The sequence below is a fragment of the Acinetobacter sp. YH01025 genome (assembly GCF_013420185.1).
GTDB classification, from domain to species: Bacteria; Pseudomonadota; Gammaproteobacteria; order Pseudomonadales; family Moraxellaceae; genus Acinetobacter; species Acinetobacter indicus.
Window position 1 is genome coordinate 270,325 of record NZ_VOYR01000002.1, and the last position, 14,829, is coordinate 285,153.

At 46.2% G+C, this 14,829-nt stretch carries 16 protein-coding genes; 6 read left to right on the forward strand and 10 right to left on the reverse strand.

Annotated features, from left to right (window positions below):
• Positions 1-38: 38 nt before the first annotated feature.
• Positions 39-437: an outer membrane protein assembly factor BamE gene (locus FTT89_RS03745; RefSeq protein WP_005179773.1), complete on the forward strand. Its 399-nt coding sequence runs from the start codon at positions 39-41 to the stop codon at positions 435-437.
• 42 nt (positions 438-479) lie between these two features.
• Here FTT89_RS03745 and FTT89_RS03750 read toward each other — a convergent pair whose 3' ends face one another.
• The 10 genes from FTT89_RS03750 to FTT89_RS03795 form a co-directional block, all read right to left on the reverse strand.
• Positions 480-803, reverse strand: a complete 324-nt coding sequence (locus FTT89_RS03750; protein ID WP_005179774.1) for an RnfH family protein — start codon at positions 801-803, stop codon at positions 480-482.
• Positions 803-1,885 (reverse strand): hypothetical protein, encoded by a 1,083-nt coding sequence (locus tag FTT89_RS03755; protein WP_180172696.1) that lies wholly within the window; start codon positions 1,883-1,885, stop codon positions 803-805. Before FTT89_RS03755 ends, FTT89_RS03750 begins: the two co-directional genes overlap by 1 nt.
• A gap of 166 nt (positions 1,886-2,051) precedes the next feature.
• Positions 2,052-2,507, reverse strand: a complete 456-nt coding sequence (locus tag FTT89_RS03760; protein ID WP_005179777.1) for a bacteriohemerythrin — start codon at positions 2,505-2,507, stop codon at positions 2,052-2,054.
• Between the two features lie 256 nt (positions 2,508-2,763).
• The gene (locus FTT89_RS03765) at positions 2,764-3,612 is read right to left on the reverse strand and encodes a class II glutamine amidotransferase (RefSeq protein WP_075168090.1); all 849 of its coding nucleotides are present in this window, start codon (positions 3,610-3,612) and stop codon (positions 2,764-2,766) included.
• 86 nt (positions 3,613-3,698) lie between these two features.
• Entirely contained in the window at positions 3,699-4,511 is an 813-nt protein-coding gene (locus FTT89_RS03770) for a GNAT family N-acetyltransferase (RefSeq protein WP_005179781.1), read from the reverse strand.
• A 114-nt stretch (positions 4,512-4,625) separates the two neighbouring features.
• Positions 4,626-5,528 (reverse strand): acetylglutamate kinase, encoded by a 903-nt coding sequence (gene argB / locus FTT89_RS03775; RefSeq protein WP_016659457.1) that lies wholly within the window; start codon positions 5,526-5,528, stop codon positions 4,626-4,628.
• 10 nt (positions 5,529-5,538) lie between these two features.
• Positions 5,539-6,963 (reverse strand): phosphomannomutase/phosphoglucomutase, encoded by a 1,425-nt coding sequence (locus FTT89_RS03780; RefSeq protein ID WP_127801487.1) that lies wholly within the window; start codon positions 6,961-6,963, stop codon positions 5,539-5,541.
• A 183-nt stretch (positions 6,964-7,146) separates the two neighbouring features.
• On the reverse strand, positions 7,147-7,599 hold the full coding sequence (gene dut, locus FTT89_RS03785) for a dUTP diphosphatase (RefSeq protein ID WP_104473366.1): 453 nt from the start codon (positions 7,597-7,599) through the stop codon (positions 7,147-7,149).
• A 30-nt stretch (positions 7,600-7,629) separates the two neighbouring features.
• Positions 7,630-9,669, reverse strand: coding sequence for a UvrD-helicase domain-containing protein (locus FTT89_RS03790; RefSeq protein WP_005179787.1), 2,040 nt, complete (start codon positions 9,667-9,669; stop codon positions 7,630-7,632).
• Positions 9,670-9,796: 127 nt separating this feature from the next.
• Positions 9,797-10,447: an OmpA family protein gene (locus FTT89_RS03795; protein WP_005179792.1), complete on the reverse strand. Its 651-nt coding sequence runs from the start codon at positions 10,445-10,447 to the stop codon at positions 9,797-9,799.
• 242 nt (positions 10,448-10,689) lie between these two features.
• Here FTT89_RS03795 and FTT89_RS03800 point away from each other — a divergent pair, with 242 nt between their 5' ends.
• The 5 genes from FTT89_RS03800 to minE all read left to right on the forward strand — a co-directional run bounded on the left by FTT89_RS03800 (position 10,690) and on the right by minE (position 14,684).
• Positions 10,690-11,610 (forward strand): acyltransferase, encoded by a 921-nt coding sequence (locus tag FTT89_RS03800; protein ID WP_005179793.1) that lies wholly within the window; start codon positions 10,690-10,692, stop codon positions 11,608-11,610.
• 18 nt (positions 11,611-11,628) lie between these two features.
• Positions 11,629-12,684 carry a preprotein translocase subunit SecA gene (locus FTT89_RS03805; protein WP_180006904.1) on the forward strand — a complete coding sequence of 352 codons (1,056 nt, stop codon included), beginning with the start codon at positions 11,629-11,631 and terminating at the stop codon, positions 12,682-12,684.
• Between the two features lie 121 nt (positions 12,685-12,805).
• Positions 12,806-13,528, forward strand: coding sequence for a septum site-determining protein MinC (gene minC / locus FTT89_RS03810; RefSeq protein ID WP_005179806.1), 723 nt, complete (start codon positions 12,806-12,808; stop codon positions 13,526-13,528).
• 68 nt (positions 13,529-13,596) lie between these two features.
• On the forward strand, positions 13,597-14,409 hold the full coding sequence (gene minD, locus FTT89_RS03815) for a septum site-determining protein MinD (protein WP_005179808.1): 813 nt from the start codon (positions 13,597-13,599) through the stop codon (positions 14,407-14,409).
• 2 nt (positions 14,410-14,411) lie between these two features.
• Positions 14,412-14,684 carry a cell division topological specificity factor MinE gene (minE, locus tag FTT89_RS03820; protein ID WP_005179812.1) on the forward strand — a complete coding sequence of 91 codons (273 nt, stop codon included), beginning with the start codon at positions 14,412-14,414 and terminating at the stop codon, positions 14,682-14,684.
• Positions 14,685-14,829 lie beyond the last annotated feature (145 nt).

Consider the following 14,829-nt stretch of genomic DNA (forward strand, 5'->3'; position numbering starts at 1 on the left):
TCGAATGCATCAATAATTAATTGGGATAGTGTAGCAAAATGCAAAAAGTCATGTTGACGTTATTCGTCACTTCATTGCTCATGGGTTGTTCGACCTTGGGCGTTTATAAAGTAGATATTCCTCAAGGCACCCCCTTAACCCAAGCACAAGCTGCAAAAATTCAGGTCGGCATGAGCCACCAACAGGTCCGCTTTTTGCTGGGTAGCCCAACCATTTCAGATCCAATGAATCCTTTACGTTGGGACTATATTTACCATTATATCCCAGGAACCTATGCTAAAAAAGCCAAGATTCCCGCTGCACAAGGTCAACACTTAAAAATCTACTTCGATCAAACCGGTATTGTGCAGAAAATTGAAGGTTTAGAAACCATTCCTGAACAGCAACCAGGCTTACCGGGTTCAAAAGAAGCAATTTTAACCGCGCCCCCACTATAGCCCCTTTCAGATAAAAAGAAACCCCTCAGTGAGGGGTTTTTCTTATGAACTCAATTGCTTAAAGCGATTGCCTTTGGCATAGCGGCCCACCGGGTTTTTCGCTGCTCGTTTGCGGCGGATATCTTTCGGATTAATGGTCAGCGGCCGGTAAATCTCGACCCGGTCACCCGGTTGCAGTGGCTGCTGCGCATCGGTTAAACGGCTACCAAAAATTCCCAGTTGCAGCGGTTCAGGCAAACTGACCTGTTCGCTAATCCCGCTCTGCTGAATCGCATCCAGCGCAGTCATGCCATTTTGATACGGCACTGCCAGATGAAACTGCTGTTCGGCTGAGGCAAAAGCCACCCAGACATACTGCGCAGTCATCAGAACATTTGTCCAATCACGGCCAGCAGCGCAGCAATAATTGCCAGTGGCAAGACAATACGGATGGCAATACGCCACAGGTTATAAAAGGCTTCACTGCTGAAGTTCATGGATTTACGCAAATGACTGATTTTCATGATCCAACCGGCGAAAATCGCATAAATCAGACAAATCACCAGGCCCCAGATCATCAGCAGCGGATTTAACACACTGGCCAGACCTGGAATGGCCCAGATCAACGTGGCTGCCAGCAGAATGATCCATTGAATTGCCTCTGCAATCTGACGCTGTGCCAACTGTTCACGTGCCAGTTGCAGGATGAGCGCAGCAGCCATCACCACAGCAAAAGCCAGCGCAAAAGCGGGTAGCTGAGCAGTCGCGGCAAAGAAAGCAAAGGCAATCACGGCCAGTAATTGCGCCAGCCAGATCGGGAACACGGTTTTGGTCGCCACCTGTTGCTGTTGTACCGCCGGCAAACTGGTTTGCCAGTACAGACCCAGACCTAGGCCACTGGCCACCAACGCCAGTACTGTGGCATTGCCCCACTCGCCAAACTCAAGCGCGGTCATTTGCCATTCAGCAACCGGAGCACCCATCACTTGCGCCAGAATAAAGGCAGCAATCACACCGACCGCAGTCAGGCCAAGCAGCACCAGACGCGAAATAAAAGACAATGCCATGGCAACCAGTGCCAAGCCAATAAAAATCCACAACGGTAGAATCGTTGGCAGTGCCAGCTGGGTCAGCATTTGGCTGACATTAAACAGCATCGCGCCTGCTAAAAATGGAATAAACACCGCGGCCAGCCAGCCCACCAGACGCCACTGTGCAGAGGCATCGGCATCACGGGTCAAACTGGATAGAGCCTGCAAGGCTGTAGTTTTTGAGCGCTTGGCCAGCGCAATTTCCATATAGGTCAATGGCAAGGCCAGCACCAGCATGGTACCCAACCACAGCAGCCAGAAGTCCAGTTGACGTTCCAGCTGAATGCCAGTGACCGGTGCCAGTGTGGCAATCAGAATAAATGATAAACAAAATGCCATCAGCGGCGATAACCATCGTGACATAGCATTGTCCTGCATGATGCTTTCCTAATAAAAATCTATCGCTATTTTGCCCTTGTCACCCGGGAAAATCAAAAACTAAAAAAGAAAAAGCAAACCATTGCCATCAATGGTTTGCTGCGCTAGTTTTTAGTCCAATATTGTTGTTCTCTGGTTTTATTAATTGTGCAGTAATTTATTCTGTTTATGAGAAGAAACGGGCAAACCAGTTTTTACCTTTTTTCTTTTCTTTTTCCTGAATAATACCCATCATATTTTCTTTTACAGCGCCAACATAATCTGCATCATCATGCTGAATATGGTTAATTAACCATTTTGACAACACTTCGTGCAGTTCTCCTTCAATGGAATGCCCCATTTCAAAGCGTTCACGATACGACTCGATTTTTTTAATAAATAAGTCATGTACGCGTTTATGTGGTACGCGGTATTTATAACCGGCTTCTTCTTGTAAAGATTCTTCAAAGGTAAAATGAGACTGGGTATAGTCAATAATATTATCGAGAATCTGTTTAATACGGGCACGATCGGTATTTTCACCAATCTCGACAATTTCGTTAATATAATCAAGAATACGTTTATGTTGGTCATCAATCACATCGATGCCAGTATTATATTCTGGAATCCACTTCATTTTCATACGACCACCCCTGATTCAAATGATTTATAAGCTTTGAGCATAGTAGCCATATTTAATTTAAAATAAAAATGAAGTGATTTACTTGGGATTCCTGTTTCTGCCAACAAATTCACACAAATCCTTGTTTTATAATGTTTATATTATTTTAACCTGAGCAAAAGAGTCAGTTATTATTTAACCGTTTTATTATTTTCTGCCGTATTTTTAGACTTAAATAAAATACGGCACTATTTAAAATAAAATATACAACAGTAGATTAATATTGATCGGCGCGGGTAATCCGTTTTAATTCCGGATTCAGACGTTCTTTTTCCAAACGTTCAATATAAGTCAGCTGTTTTCTGATCGGCTGTCCCTGCTGGAATAAAATCATTTCGCCGGGGCTAAAAGCCTGCCAGGTTTCATTTTGAGTCAACGGTTCAGTGGTAATCACCGCCACCCGATCTTCCGGTGTGGTAACCTGGCTAAAATCGACCTCGACATCAATATCAATTAATTGTGCCGGTTTAAACGGGTATTCACGCACCAGCCAGTGCAGTTTGGTGGTGGCATAGCTAAACAGCGCCTGACCATTAGACAGACAGAAGTTAAAGGTGCCATGCTCGGCAATTTTCGGGGAAATTTCGGTCAGCAGTTCAAAGAGCTGCTCTAAAGACGGTTCCACAAAACCGAATTTCAGTACCATCTGATCGAGCAAATAACAGAATGCCCGCTCGCTATCGGTATTGCCCACCGGGGTAAAATGACCGCTTAAGGCTGGATCAAAATGGTGTAAATCGCCATTATGGGCAAAAATCCAGTGGCGTCCCCACAGCTCCCGAATAAAGGGATGGGAATTTTCCAGGGTAATTTTGCCTTGCGTGGCTTTGCGAATATGCGCAATCACATTGCGTGATTTAATTGGATAGTTGCGTACCAGCTCGGCAATCGGTGATTCCACTGCCGACTGGTTATCGACAAATAAGCGGCAGGCCTTGTCTTCAAAAAAGGCGATGCCAAAGCCATCACTATGGTCGGAAGTTATGCCAGCACGTTGTGAAAAACCACGAAATGAAAAGGTAATATCAGTAGGTGTTGCACAATTCATTCCGAGTAACTGGCACATACAAGACTTCAACATCTGATTAAAACTGCATTTATTGTGCATGACTCTGTCAGGCCATGCAAATCACAATCGCTGCAAAGTTTTATTTATTCCACAATGTGGCGGGTATTTTTCTTGAGTACCATCTTTTTTAGCACCTGGTTCATTTCGACAAAGACAAAATAATCCAGACAGTTAAACTCCTGATCATAATAGGCTTCGGTGGACAGCTTGCCCTGCATTTTCAGGTAAATATCAAACAGCTTGGGAATCCGGCCCTGTTTCAGCGAAGTCATTTCAGAGGCCTGCGGAATATACGCCTGTTTCGAGGCAATGCTACAGCGCTGCTGTTCGCTTAACTGCTGGATATACTGATGGGTATGATAGGCACGCGCTTCATTGCCTTCTAAACGCACACTAACACAGCCAATCAAATAGCGGGCTTTCATGCTCCACAGTACTTTGGGCACCAGATTCAGCCATAAAATGGATAGAGCTTTACCGGCCCGATGCCGTGGATGCACGCAGGTACGGCCAATTTCCACAATATTGTTGAGATGCTTTAATTGCTCTTCAATGGCAAATTCGCTGGCACTATAACTTTGCGCCAGCTCATGCCCTTGAAACAGTTTTAATCGGGTATAGGCCACAATTTCCCCACTGGCCTTATCCCTTAATACGGCATGTTCGCAGCCAAAATCGTAAACATCCTGATCCAGTCCATGCTCAAACTGCAAACCGAACTGGTTGGCAAACTGCTCGGCACGAAATTGCTGTACTTCTTTTAACTGTTTTAAATTTTCAACCCATTCAAAGCTGTATTCTGTTTTTGTTGTGGTTTTAAAATCATATTTGGTATGATTTTTTTTGCTTAAAGGAAAACTCAAATTTTGTCGATATTGATTGAGTTTGGCTAACATCGATCAGCACTCCTAATGTTCTGCCTATACACTAGGCGATGCAGATGACAATTCAATGACCAAAAATCAGCCATAAAAAAAGGCCTCCTTAGAGACCTTGAGTTGTTTTAACTCTTAGTGTTTGGCGGCACGGTTGGTAATTAAAGTGCCCACTCCATGGTCAGTAAAGACTTCCAGCAAAGAGGCATGTGGCACACGGCCATCGACAATATGCGCACTGACCACGCCATTTTTGACAGCATCCAGCGCACAGCCTACTTTCGGAATCATACCGCCATAAATTACGCCAGTTTCAATTAACTGATCGACTTCCTGAGTGGTTAAACCGGTCAGCAGGTTCTTGTTGGCATCCAGTACACCCGTAATGTTGGTCAACAGAATCAGTTTTTCTGCGCCCAAAGCTTCAGCCACCTTACCAGCGACCAGATCGGCATTAATATTATAGGTATTACCGTCTTCGTCGACGCCTAACGGCGCAATCACCGGAATAAAATCGCTTTGGGTAAACATTTCCAGTACGTCGGTTTTCACGCCGACCACTTCGCCGACCAAGCCTAAGTCAATTTTCTGTACTGAACCATCTTCTGCGGTTTTTTCCATCAGCAGTTTTTTGGCCCGAATCAGGTTGCCATCTTTACCGGTCAAACCAATGGCACGGCCGCCATGCTGGTTAATTAAATTGACGATAGATTTATTCACGCTACCGCCAAGCACCATTTCTACCACTTCCATGGTCGCCGGATCAGTCACGCGCATGCCATCAATACGGTCAGATTCGCGGCCCAGCTGTTTCAGGAAGGAATCGACCTGTGGACCACCGCCATGCACCACAATCGGGTTTAAACCGACCGTTTTAAGCAGCACAATGTCACGTGCAAATGAACTTTCCAGCTCAGGATCGGTCATGGCATTGCCACCATATTTCACGACCAGCGTTTTACCCATAAAACGTTGAATATACGGCAAAGCTTCTGTCAGAATCTGTGCTTTGTCGATGCCAGTCTGTTGCTGTGGCATGCGCCTCTCCTTATTGAGCATCTAAAATGTCTTGAGCAATCTGCGGATAACGGTTGCTCAGCATGGAAACAAAGGTATGACGAATATCCGCTAATCGTGCCGGATTATCGGCATCAAAACGTACTGTAAAATATTCGCCCGTATTCGATGCTCGAATAATGCCAAAACCATCTTCAAAATCAAGTCGAACGCCATCAATTTTACTTAATTGTGCGGCCAATGGCTGACTTAAGGTTTCAAGCTCATGTAAAACATGCGCTGAAGCAATGTTGTGAGTGCTGATATAAGTATCTTCAGTACAACAGCGTTCAGGATATTTGGCCAGCAGTTCAGACAGGCTTCGCTCCGGGCGCTGGCTTAAATATTCCATCACCCGCAGCGCGGCATACAGGCCATCATCATAGCCAAAGCCGCGCCCGTCATTAAAGACATAGTGCCCGGCATATTCACCGCCAAACACCGCGTTTCCCTTTGATTGCGCCAGATACTGACGCAGGAAGGTGCTGCCGGTACGAATCATCACCGGATGACCACCCAGCGCGCGTACCGTGTTACGCACCATGGTCGAACACTTCACATCAAACACCACTTCATGCTGTGGATGTTGCTGTAAACACATTTCGGCAAACAATGCCAGCAAACGGTCTGCACCAATCACTTTGGCCTGTTCATCGACCAGAACCAGACGGTCGCCATCGCCATCCAGTGCAATGCCTAAATCTGCCTGATGCTGCTGTACCGCCTGTTTCAGCTTGCTTAAATGTTTTTCCTGAGAGGGATCTGGGGCATGATCGGGGAAATGCCCATTGGCCTCACAGCGGATTGTGATCAGCTCGCAGCCCAGTTTTTGCAAGACCAGCGCAGCGCAGCGACCCGCTGAACCATGCAGACCATCGAGCACCACCTTAAAACGGCGCTGTAATTGAATATCATCGAGTAGCGCCTGCTGATATTGCAGGCAAAATTCCGAATAAATCTGATGCGGCTGTTCAGCCACAGGCTGCTGGCGATGCGCCAGAAAATAGTTGCTGGCATGGGCCGCCACCTGCTGGATTTTGTCTGGCGTCGGTGGTTCTCCACCCAGAATCCATTTAATACCATTGTCAGATTTGGCATTGTGACTGGCCGTGACCATAATGCCATTGCCATCAAACTGGCGGGCGATGTAATACAGCATCGGACTGGAACAGCAGCCCATTAAGGTCGGGCTTAAGCCCTGCTGCTGGAGCACCTGCATGATCAGATCGGCATAGGCCGGACTGCTGAGACGGGCATCATAACCAATCACCACACGTGTGCTGCCCGTGTTTTTAATTTGTACGGCCAAACCCAACGCCACCGCTTGCACCAGTTCAGGCGTCAGCAAAGTCACCTTGCCACGAATGTCGTAAGCACGGAAAACCTGAAAAGGGAAACTGGACTGTTGAATATCCATGGCAGAACTACTTTATATATGAATAGGGAGAATGATTGTTTTAGGCTTTTTAATATAAGAACTGATTCTATGCGGCCGAAAACAGAATTCACGCTACAAAATGTAATTTTAAGTGTTTGTTGCGTTACTTTCTAGCGTGTTGTGATAAAGCCTAATGTTTAGGCTTTATCATTCAAGCAGATTTTAAGCTTTACCGGTATGGCCAAAACCGCCAGCACCACGTTCGGTGGCTTCAAATTCATCGACCAGATCAAACTGGGCTTGTACCACCGGCACCAGCACATATTGCGCCAGACGCTCACCTGGTTCCAGGCTAAATGCAGTCTGACCACGGTTCCATACCGACACCATCAGCTCACCCTGATAGTCAGAATCAATCAGGCCAACCAGGTTGCCGAGCACAATACCGTGTTTATGGCCCAGACCCGAACGCGGCAGAATTAAACCGGCAAAATGCGGATCTTCAATATAAATCGCCAGACCGGTTTTCACCAATACGGTTTGACCCGGCTCAATGACAGTGGTCTCATGCACGCAGGCACGCAAATCCAAACCTGCCGAACCAGAGGTGGCATAGGTTGGCATTGGCCATTCTTGGCCCAAACGTGCATCAAGCACTTTTACCTGAACTTTCATCAGTTATTCCTGTTTATATCAATGAATGGTTTAGCGTTTAATTAACGCACGTAAATTTTCCAGATAATGCTGGGCCTGCAGTTTCGGATCGATATCGCCAGCCAGCTTTTTCTTGCGACCCAGCCATTCCAGCTCATCTTGTGGCATTTCATCCAGGAAGCGGCTTGGGGTCATCTGTTTCATCTGCCCGCCAGCCTTACGCTGCTCGGCCAGGGTAATGGTGAGGCCTTGACGCGCACGGGTAATGCCCACGTACATCAAACGGCGTTCTTCTTCGACCGTCTCAGCCACAATCGAGTTTTTATGCGGCAGAATTTCCTCTTCCAGTCCAATTAAATAGACATACGGAAATTCCAGACCTTTGGAGGCATGCAAGGTTAATAAGTTGACCTTGTCAGTGTCTTCTTCCTCCTGTTGCTGCTCCAGCATATCCAGCAGCACCATTTTACGGATCACGCTTTCAATATTTTTTTCGTCCACATCTTCAGCGCGGTTAATCAGGCTTTGAATACTGCTGTACAGCACTTCAATATTGTCCAGCTTGGTTTTTTCCTGCGCAGGCGTGGCGGCGCTTTCTTTGACGTAGTCGATATAACCAGCTTCGTTCATCATCTGGCGGATGATTGGCACCGGTTCATCATCTTCCAGCAATTCACGGGTAAAGTTCTGGATAAAGTCGGCAAACTCGGCCAGCTGAGTCGTGGCTTTTTTCGGAATGGCCATGGTCAAACGCTGATCACCTGCTGCCGCCAGCAAGGACAGATGGTTTTCCTGTGCAAATAAGCCCAGTTTTTCCAAGGTCACCGGGCCGATGGCACGTTTTGGCGTGTTGATAATGCGCAGGAAAGCACTGTCATCTTCCGGGTTAATAATCAGCCGTAAATAGCTCATCACATCTTTAATTTCTGCCCGGGCGAAGAAAGACTGACCTCCTGACAGCTTGTACGGAATCTGCATCTGGCGCAGCTGGGTTTCCAGAATACGCGCCTGGAAGTTACCGCGATACAAAATCGCATAATCTTTCCAGTTTTTACCGTTCATCAGTTTATGCGTGATCAGGTCTTTGACCACGCGCTCTGCTTCATCATCATCATTGCGGCAGGTAATCACCCGGATGACTTCACCATGGCCTTTGTCCGACCAGAGTTTTTTGTCAAAAATATGCGGGTTATTGCCAATTACAGTATTGGCCGCTTTTAGAATCCGGCTGGTGGAGCGGTAGTTCTGCTCCAGCTTGATCACTTTTAAATTTGGGAAATCTTCTTTTAAGAGCGCCATATTTTCCGGTTTGGCGCCGCGCCAGGCGTAAATGGACTGGTCATCATCCCCTACGGCGGTGAACTGTCCCATTACCCCGACCAGAAGTTTGACCAGAATATACTGCGCGGTGTTGGTGTCCTGATACTCATCGACGAGCAAATAACGCACCCGGTTTTGCCATTTATCGCGGACTTCAGCATTTTCCTGCAATAACCGGGTTGGCATCACAATCAGGTCATCAAAATCGACTGCGTTATAGGCACGTAAATTACGCTCATACAGCTGATATAAATGCGCCATCTGGATATCTTCTGGCGTTTCACAGGTGGTATGTGCCTGCTCCGGTGGAATCAGGTCATTTTTCCAGTCCGAAATCATTTTCATGGCCCGCGCAATCAGCTCTTTGCTTTCTGCACCCGATAAATTGTCGCGATGCATCAGATCCATCAGAATGCGTTTGCAGTCGTCGGCATCCAGAATCGAAAAGTTGGCTTTAAGCGGGGTATGTTTCAGCTCTAAACGCAGTAAATTTAAACCGAACGTATGGAAGGTCGAGACCGAAAGACCTTTGGCTTCTTCACGCGACAGCAACTTACCAACCCGCTCTTTCATTTCACGCGCAGCCTTGTTGGTAAAGGTCATGGCGGTAATCCGGTGCGCCGGAATACGGCATTGCTGCACCAGATAGGCAATTTTCCGGGTAATCACCGAGGTTTTACCTGAACCTGCACCTGCAAGCACTAACAAGGGTCCTTGAGTATATTTCATGGCTTCAAGTTGCTTGTCATTGAGTTGACTTGCCAGTGACATAGTGTTTCCTCTATTTCGGTTCGAGCTCGATTATAGTCATCTCCACCACAGTTGCCTAATCTAAAATGCTGCTTTTCTGGTCATAAAAAAAACCACCCGAAGGTGGTTTTTTGAATTCTGGACCGAATTACTGGATCGCGTAAATGCTGATCTCAACACGACGGTTTTGTTCACGGCCTTCTGCAGTTGCGTTAGATGCGATCGGGTTTGATGAACCGTGACCTTGGGCATTAATACGTGCAGTTGATACACCACGAGATGCCAGGTAGCTCGCTACAGATTGTGCACGCGCCTGAGATAACGGGATGTTGATAGAGTCATTACCGGTGCTGTCAGTATAACCTGTCACCAAGATACCGCTCTTGTTATCTTCTGTCAGGACTTGCGCCACTTTATCTAGAGTTGCATAGAAGTTTGGCTTGATGTTTGACTTGTTGGTATCAAAAGTAATGTTACCTGGCATGATCAGGCCAACAGAACCATCTGGGTTACGGTTAACATCTACACCGGTACCAGCCATTTGTTGACGTAATTTTTTCTCTTTATTGTCCAAGTAGATACCTGCAGCCCCACCGAGTACCGCACCAATTGCTGCTGCACGGTTGTTTTGTGCGCTGGTATTGGCATTCCCTTTAGAAACACCATAACCTGCTGCCGCACCAATAATGGTTCCTAATGCGGTTTTGTCATATTCTACGCCGCCCAGGTTATTACCAGTGGTTTGACAACCTGTTAATACCATTGCCCCGACTACTGCTGAAATTGCTAGTGCACGCATCGCATGCCTCCTTACTTGTGTTTTTCGTATATGGGAAAGTTTGGATGAAATAAAGTGCTTAGACCATTGATTTTTTGTTAATAAATAAACTTTTATTTACAATTTGCAATAATCTCATGTTGTTCTACGCATAAGTTCACCATAATTCCTACACAGTTTCACTTCAACACTTTTTTATTTTAAAAACAACAATTATATTGGGCAGAACTTCGTATAAGTTGTTTTTATATTCAGGACTGTTTATGTCATCTAAAACCAATAAGCAACCGCTCTTAAAAAAAATCACAAAAGGGCTTACGGTCAGCTCAGTGATTACCGGCAGCACTTTTTTACATGGACCGCCGGTACTGGCTTTGGGCCTGACCAAATTGTTCAAGAAATCGGCCAAGGTCGACCAGACCAATATCCAGATTACCAACAGCTGGCTCAGTGTCAACAACTGGCTGATTGACCATGTATTACCGAATACCCACTGGGACATCAGTATTGAAGATGGTCTGGAACTGAGCATGCAGGGCCGTTATTTAATGACCTGTAATCACCAGAGCTGGGTCGATACCACCGTCAACCAGTATTTCGGTTTAACCCGCATGCCGCTGACCCGTTTCTTTACCAAATGGGAGCTGATCTTTATTCCTTTTGTCGGACAGGCCTTTAAAATTCTGGGCTTCCCGATGATGAAGCGGCATACCAAAGAACAGATTGCCAAAAATCCGGCGCTAAAAGACCGCGATATGCTGGAAGCGCGTAAATCCTGCGAACAGCTGCTCAGCCAGCCGTTTACCCTGCTCAACTATCTGGAAGGCACGCGCTTTACCCAGGAAAAACATGATCAGCAACAATCACCATATCAGCATCTGCTGAAACCCAAAGCTGGCGGTCTGGCCTTGGCGCTGAATATTCTCGGCAATGAAATTGATGCGCTGGTAGATATGACCATTGTGTATCCGGACGGCGCACCGGGCTATGGCGAATTCTGGCTGGGCGAAGTACCGCGTATTGCGGTCAATCTGCGAAAAATTGACATTCCAGACTGGGTGCTGGGTGGCGATTATGAAGAAGATGCCGCATATCGGGAACGTTTTCAGGACTGGGTGCATCAACTCTGGACAGAGAAAGATCAGCTCATTCATGAAATGAAACAGAAATTTGCTGAGCAGTAAGCGAGTACCAAAAGCATTATGAAGAAACGCGAAGAGCCGGTGATCAAATCTTCCTTTCACTTTGTCAGAAAGGACTCATGGAGCTGGAAAGTAGTGCTGGTATACGACATCTTTATGATGGCGTTAATTCTCATCAACCTGTTCTGCCTGAGTGCCAATGCCATTTTGATGAGTGATTTTGGTGACTGGCTTTTCAACTTTATTCAGTTGCCGGAGGTACTGCAATTTTATCGCACAGAACTGCGTCCCTGGGTCATTATTACCGAAGGCTGGTTTACCACCTTCCTGATTATCGAATTGCTGGTACGTTGGGGCCTGGCGATTATTTTCCGGCATCATGCCCGCTGGTGGTTCTTCCCTTTCGTGCACTGGTATGAAGTGCTGTCGATTCTGCCACAGCTGCGTTTTCTGCGTTTATTACGCGCCGTGGCGATTGGCTACAACCTGTATATTCATGGCTACAAGGTTATTCCGGACAGCATCTTCCGACGCGCCAACTTTTATTACAACCTGGTGATGGAAGAACTCTCGAGCCGGATTGTGCTGACCATTGTCAATAACCTGCAACGTGAACTGAGCAGCAGCACTGGTCATCGCCAGTTTATTGATGATCTGGTCGAGCAGCACCGCAAACTGCTGGCCGCAGCACTGGCCGACATCTTGCAGCAATCTTTGGGTAAAGAATTGCAGAGCCAGCGTCAGAGCATTGCCGAAAATGTCGGTCAGGTGGTGAGTCAGGCCATTGAAGATACCCCGGAGCTGACCCAGTTACTGCGCCTGCTGCCAATTGTCGGCGGACGTATGGAACGGCAGATTCAAAGCATTGGCCAACGTTTGGGCGAAAATATTACCCAAGGGCTGATTCAACCTTTTGCCCATCATGACACCCTGCCAGATAATGTGGCCTATGCGCATATTGCTGACAAAGTCAGCCAGATCGAGATTGAACATAATCCGCATATTGATGCGTTGGTAGAATCTGCGGTATTTGAAACCCTGGAAGCCATTCGCAAACAGGTGAAAGTGAAAAAGTGGCAACAGATCCTGAATGAGCAGGAAACTGACAAAGAATAGCCAGCAATAAAAATATTTAAACCTTCGGCTAGAGTATTCGGCCGAATTGTTCTAGGATTTGCTCTATTTACAACATTTACTTCGACAACAATGAACAGGTCAGAAGTCTTAAGGAATCATTATGGCTGACATACGGATAAAAGGCAGAATGGTCAATGCGATTCGCATTAGCTTAGATACAGATGATCATGATGCGATCCGCCAGCAATTGAGCCCAATGTTACAAAAAGGGTTTCCACCCCAAATTCCGGCGGTGATTGAAAGTTCGGTAGATCAGGAATTAATTGCCCTGATTCAACTGCTGATTGATCTGAATGTACAGCCACTGGCCGTGGTAGAAGGCATTCTGTCGGAACAGGCGCGTGCCATCCAGTTCCCGGTAATTCCGCAAGATCGTCAGTTACAACAGATCAAAGCCACCCAAGAACAGGTCATTGAAACTCCGGCAGAACCTGAAGCGCCTGCCGCAGAAGCCGCGGTGGTAGAAGCTGCAGCGGCACGAATTTCGCATGTGACCTCTTATCACGATGAAATTCTGCGTACCGGTCAATGTCTGGTCCAGAACCAGGGCGATATTATCTTGAAAGCTGGTATTAACAGCGGTTCGGAAGTGATTGCTTCAGGAAATATACATATTTATGGTAGCGTTCGTGGTAGAGTCATTGCCGGCGCAGGTGGGAACAGTTCAGCACGAATTTTCTGTCATTCCCTAGAAGCAGAATTGGTATCTATTGCAGGCACTTACTGTGTGGCGGACGATATTCCCCCGCACGTAACGAAAAAACCGGTACATATTTACCTAAATGACAACCAAGAGCTTGTATTTGAAGCTCTGGAATTTTAATGTATAAATAAACACCAAAAAACCCCATACACAAAAGGGGGATTTAAACCATAACAGGAGTGGATTCGGTGGCGAAAATTGTTGTCGTAACATCAGGCAAAGGTGGCGTAGGTAAAACTACAACGAGTGCATCTTTTGCAACAGGTTTAGCCCTACGTGGCCACAAAACTGTTGTTATCGATTTTGACGTGGGTTTGCGTAACCTGGACTTGATCATGGGTTGTGAACGTCGCGTTGTTTATGATTTTGTGAATGTTTTAAATAATGAAGCGCGTTTACAACAAGCATTAATTCGCGATAAAGATATTGAAAACCTTTATATTTTACCTGCTTCTCAAACTCGTGATAAAGATGCCCTGACCGATGAAGGTGTGGCACGTGTCATGGATGAGCTTGCTCAAGAGTTTGATTACATTATCTGTGACTCACCAGCAGGGATTGAGCGTGGCGCCATTTTAGCCATGTACCATGCCGATGAAGCGATTATTGTGACCAACCCTGAAATTTCTTCAGTACGTGACTCGGATCGTATTATTGGCATGCTCGACAGCAAAACCAAAAAAGTAGAACAAAACGAAGGACGTATCCGTAAGCATTTATGTATCACACGTTTCAATCCGGAACGTGCCGATAAACAGGAAATGCTCACCATTGACGATATTTCAAAAGATATTTTACGTGTACCAACTTTAGGTGTAATTCCAGAATGTAAAAGCGTTCTGCAAGCATCTAACGAAGGTAAGCCAGTCATTCTGTATAGCGAAACTGAAGCGGGTCAGGCGTATGATGACCTGGTGGCACGTTTCTTGGGTGAAGAGCGTCCATACCGTCACATTACTGCTAAACCTAAAGGCTGGTTAGCACGATTATTTGGAGCGTAATTATGGCAGGATTCTGGAGTAAATTATTTAGCAGCGAAGAAAAAGCATCAAGTGCTCAAACCGCCAAGGATCGTTTAAAAGTCATTGTTGCTTCTGAAAATGGTTTAGGCCGCCGCCTGAGCCAGGACAAAATTGACCAGATGAAAAAAGAAATCATGCAGGTCGTGAACCGCTATGTCCGCGGTGTCGATGAACAGCACATTCAAATGTCGGTACGTTCTGAAGCCAACATTGAAATGCTTGAAATGAATATCAATTTGCCTGAAGAGCGATAATCTGATTTTTGATTAGTCAAGCAAATTGAATCAAGGCAGAATATGAGGCGGAAATAGCAAACTTAAAGCATTGCTTTAAGGATTTGCCCAGCCGCAAGACGAGAAGCTGTGCTTCAAGATAAAGTGCACAAAGACACTTTGCCTC

What these genes read in the sequence shown, in the direction of transcription:
- FTT89_RS03745 (WP_005179773.1), top strand. Translation starts at nt 39, where the DNA reads ATGCAAAAAGTCATGTTGACGTTATTCGTCACTTCATTGCTCATGGGT.
- FTT89_RS03750 (WP_005179774.1), bottom strand. Translation starts at nt 803, where the DNA reads ATGACTGCGCAGTATGTCTGGGTGGCTTTTGCCTCAGCCGAACAGCAG.
- FTT89_RS03755 (WP_180172696.1), bottom strand. Translation starts at nt 1,885, where the DNA reads ATGCAGGACAATGCTATGTCACGATGGTTATCGCCGCTGATGGCATTT.
- FTT89_RS03760 (WP_005179777.1), bottom strand. Translation starts at nt 2,507, where the DNA reads ATGAAAATGAAGTGGATTCCAGAATATAATACTGGCATCGATGTGATT.
- FTT89_RS03765 (WP_075168090.1), bottom strand. Translation starts at nt 3,612, where the DNA reads ATGTGCCAGTTACTCGGAATGAATTGTGCAACACCTACTGATATTACC.
- FTT89_RS03770 (WP_005179781.1), bottom strand. Translation starts at nt 4,511, where the DNA reads ATGTTAGCCAAACTCAATCAATATCGACAAAATTTGAGTTTTCCTTTA.
- argB (WP_016659457.1), bottom strand. Translation starts at nt 5,528, where the DNA reads ATGCCACAGCAACAGACTGGCATCGACAAAGCACAGATTCTGACAGAA.
- FTT89_RS03780 (WP_127801487.1), bottom strand. Translation starts at nt 6,963, where the DNA reads ATGGATATTCAACAGTCCAGTTTCCCTTTTCAGGTTTTCCGTGCTTAC.
- dut (WP_104473366.1), bottom strand. Translation starts at nt 7,599, where the DNA reads ATGAAAGTTCAGGTAAAAGTGCTTGATGCACGTTTGGGCCAAGAATGG.
- FTT89_RS03790 (WP_005179787.1), bottom strand. Translation starts at nt 9,669, where the DNA reads ATGTCACTGGCAAGTCAACTCAATGACAAGCAACTTGAAGCCATGAAA.
- FTT89_RS03795 (WP_005179792.1), bottom strand. Translation starts at nt 10,447, where the DNA reads ATGCGTGCACTAGCAATTTCAGCAGTAGTCGGGGCAATGGTATTAACA.
- FTT89_RS03800 (WP_005179793.1), top strand. Translation starts at nt 10,690, where the DNA reads ATGTCATCTAAAACCAATAAGCAACCGCTCTTAAAAAAAATCACAAAA.
- FTT89_RS03805 (WP_180006904.1), top strand. Translation starts at nt 11,629, where the DNA reads ATGAAGAAACGCGAAGAGCCGGTGATCAAATCTTCCTTTCACTTTGTC.
- minC (WP_005179806.1), top strand. Translation starts at nt 12,806, where the DNA reads ATGGCTGACATACGGATAAAAGGCAGAATGGTCAATGCGATTCGCATT.
- minE (WP_005179812.1), top strand. Translation starts at nt 14,412, where the DNA reads ATGGCAGGATTCTGGAGTAAATTATTTAGCAGCGAAGAAAAAGCATCA.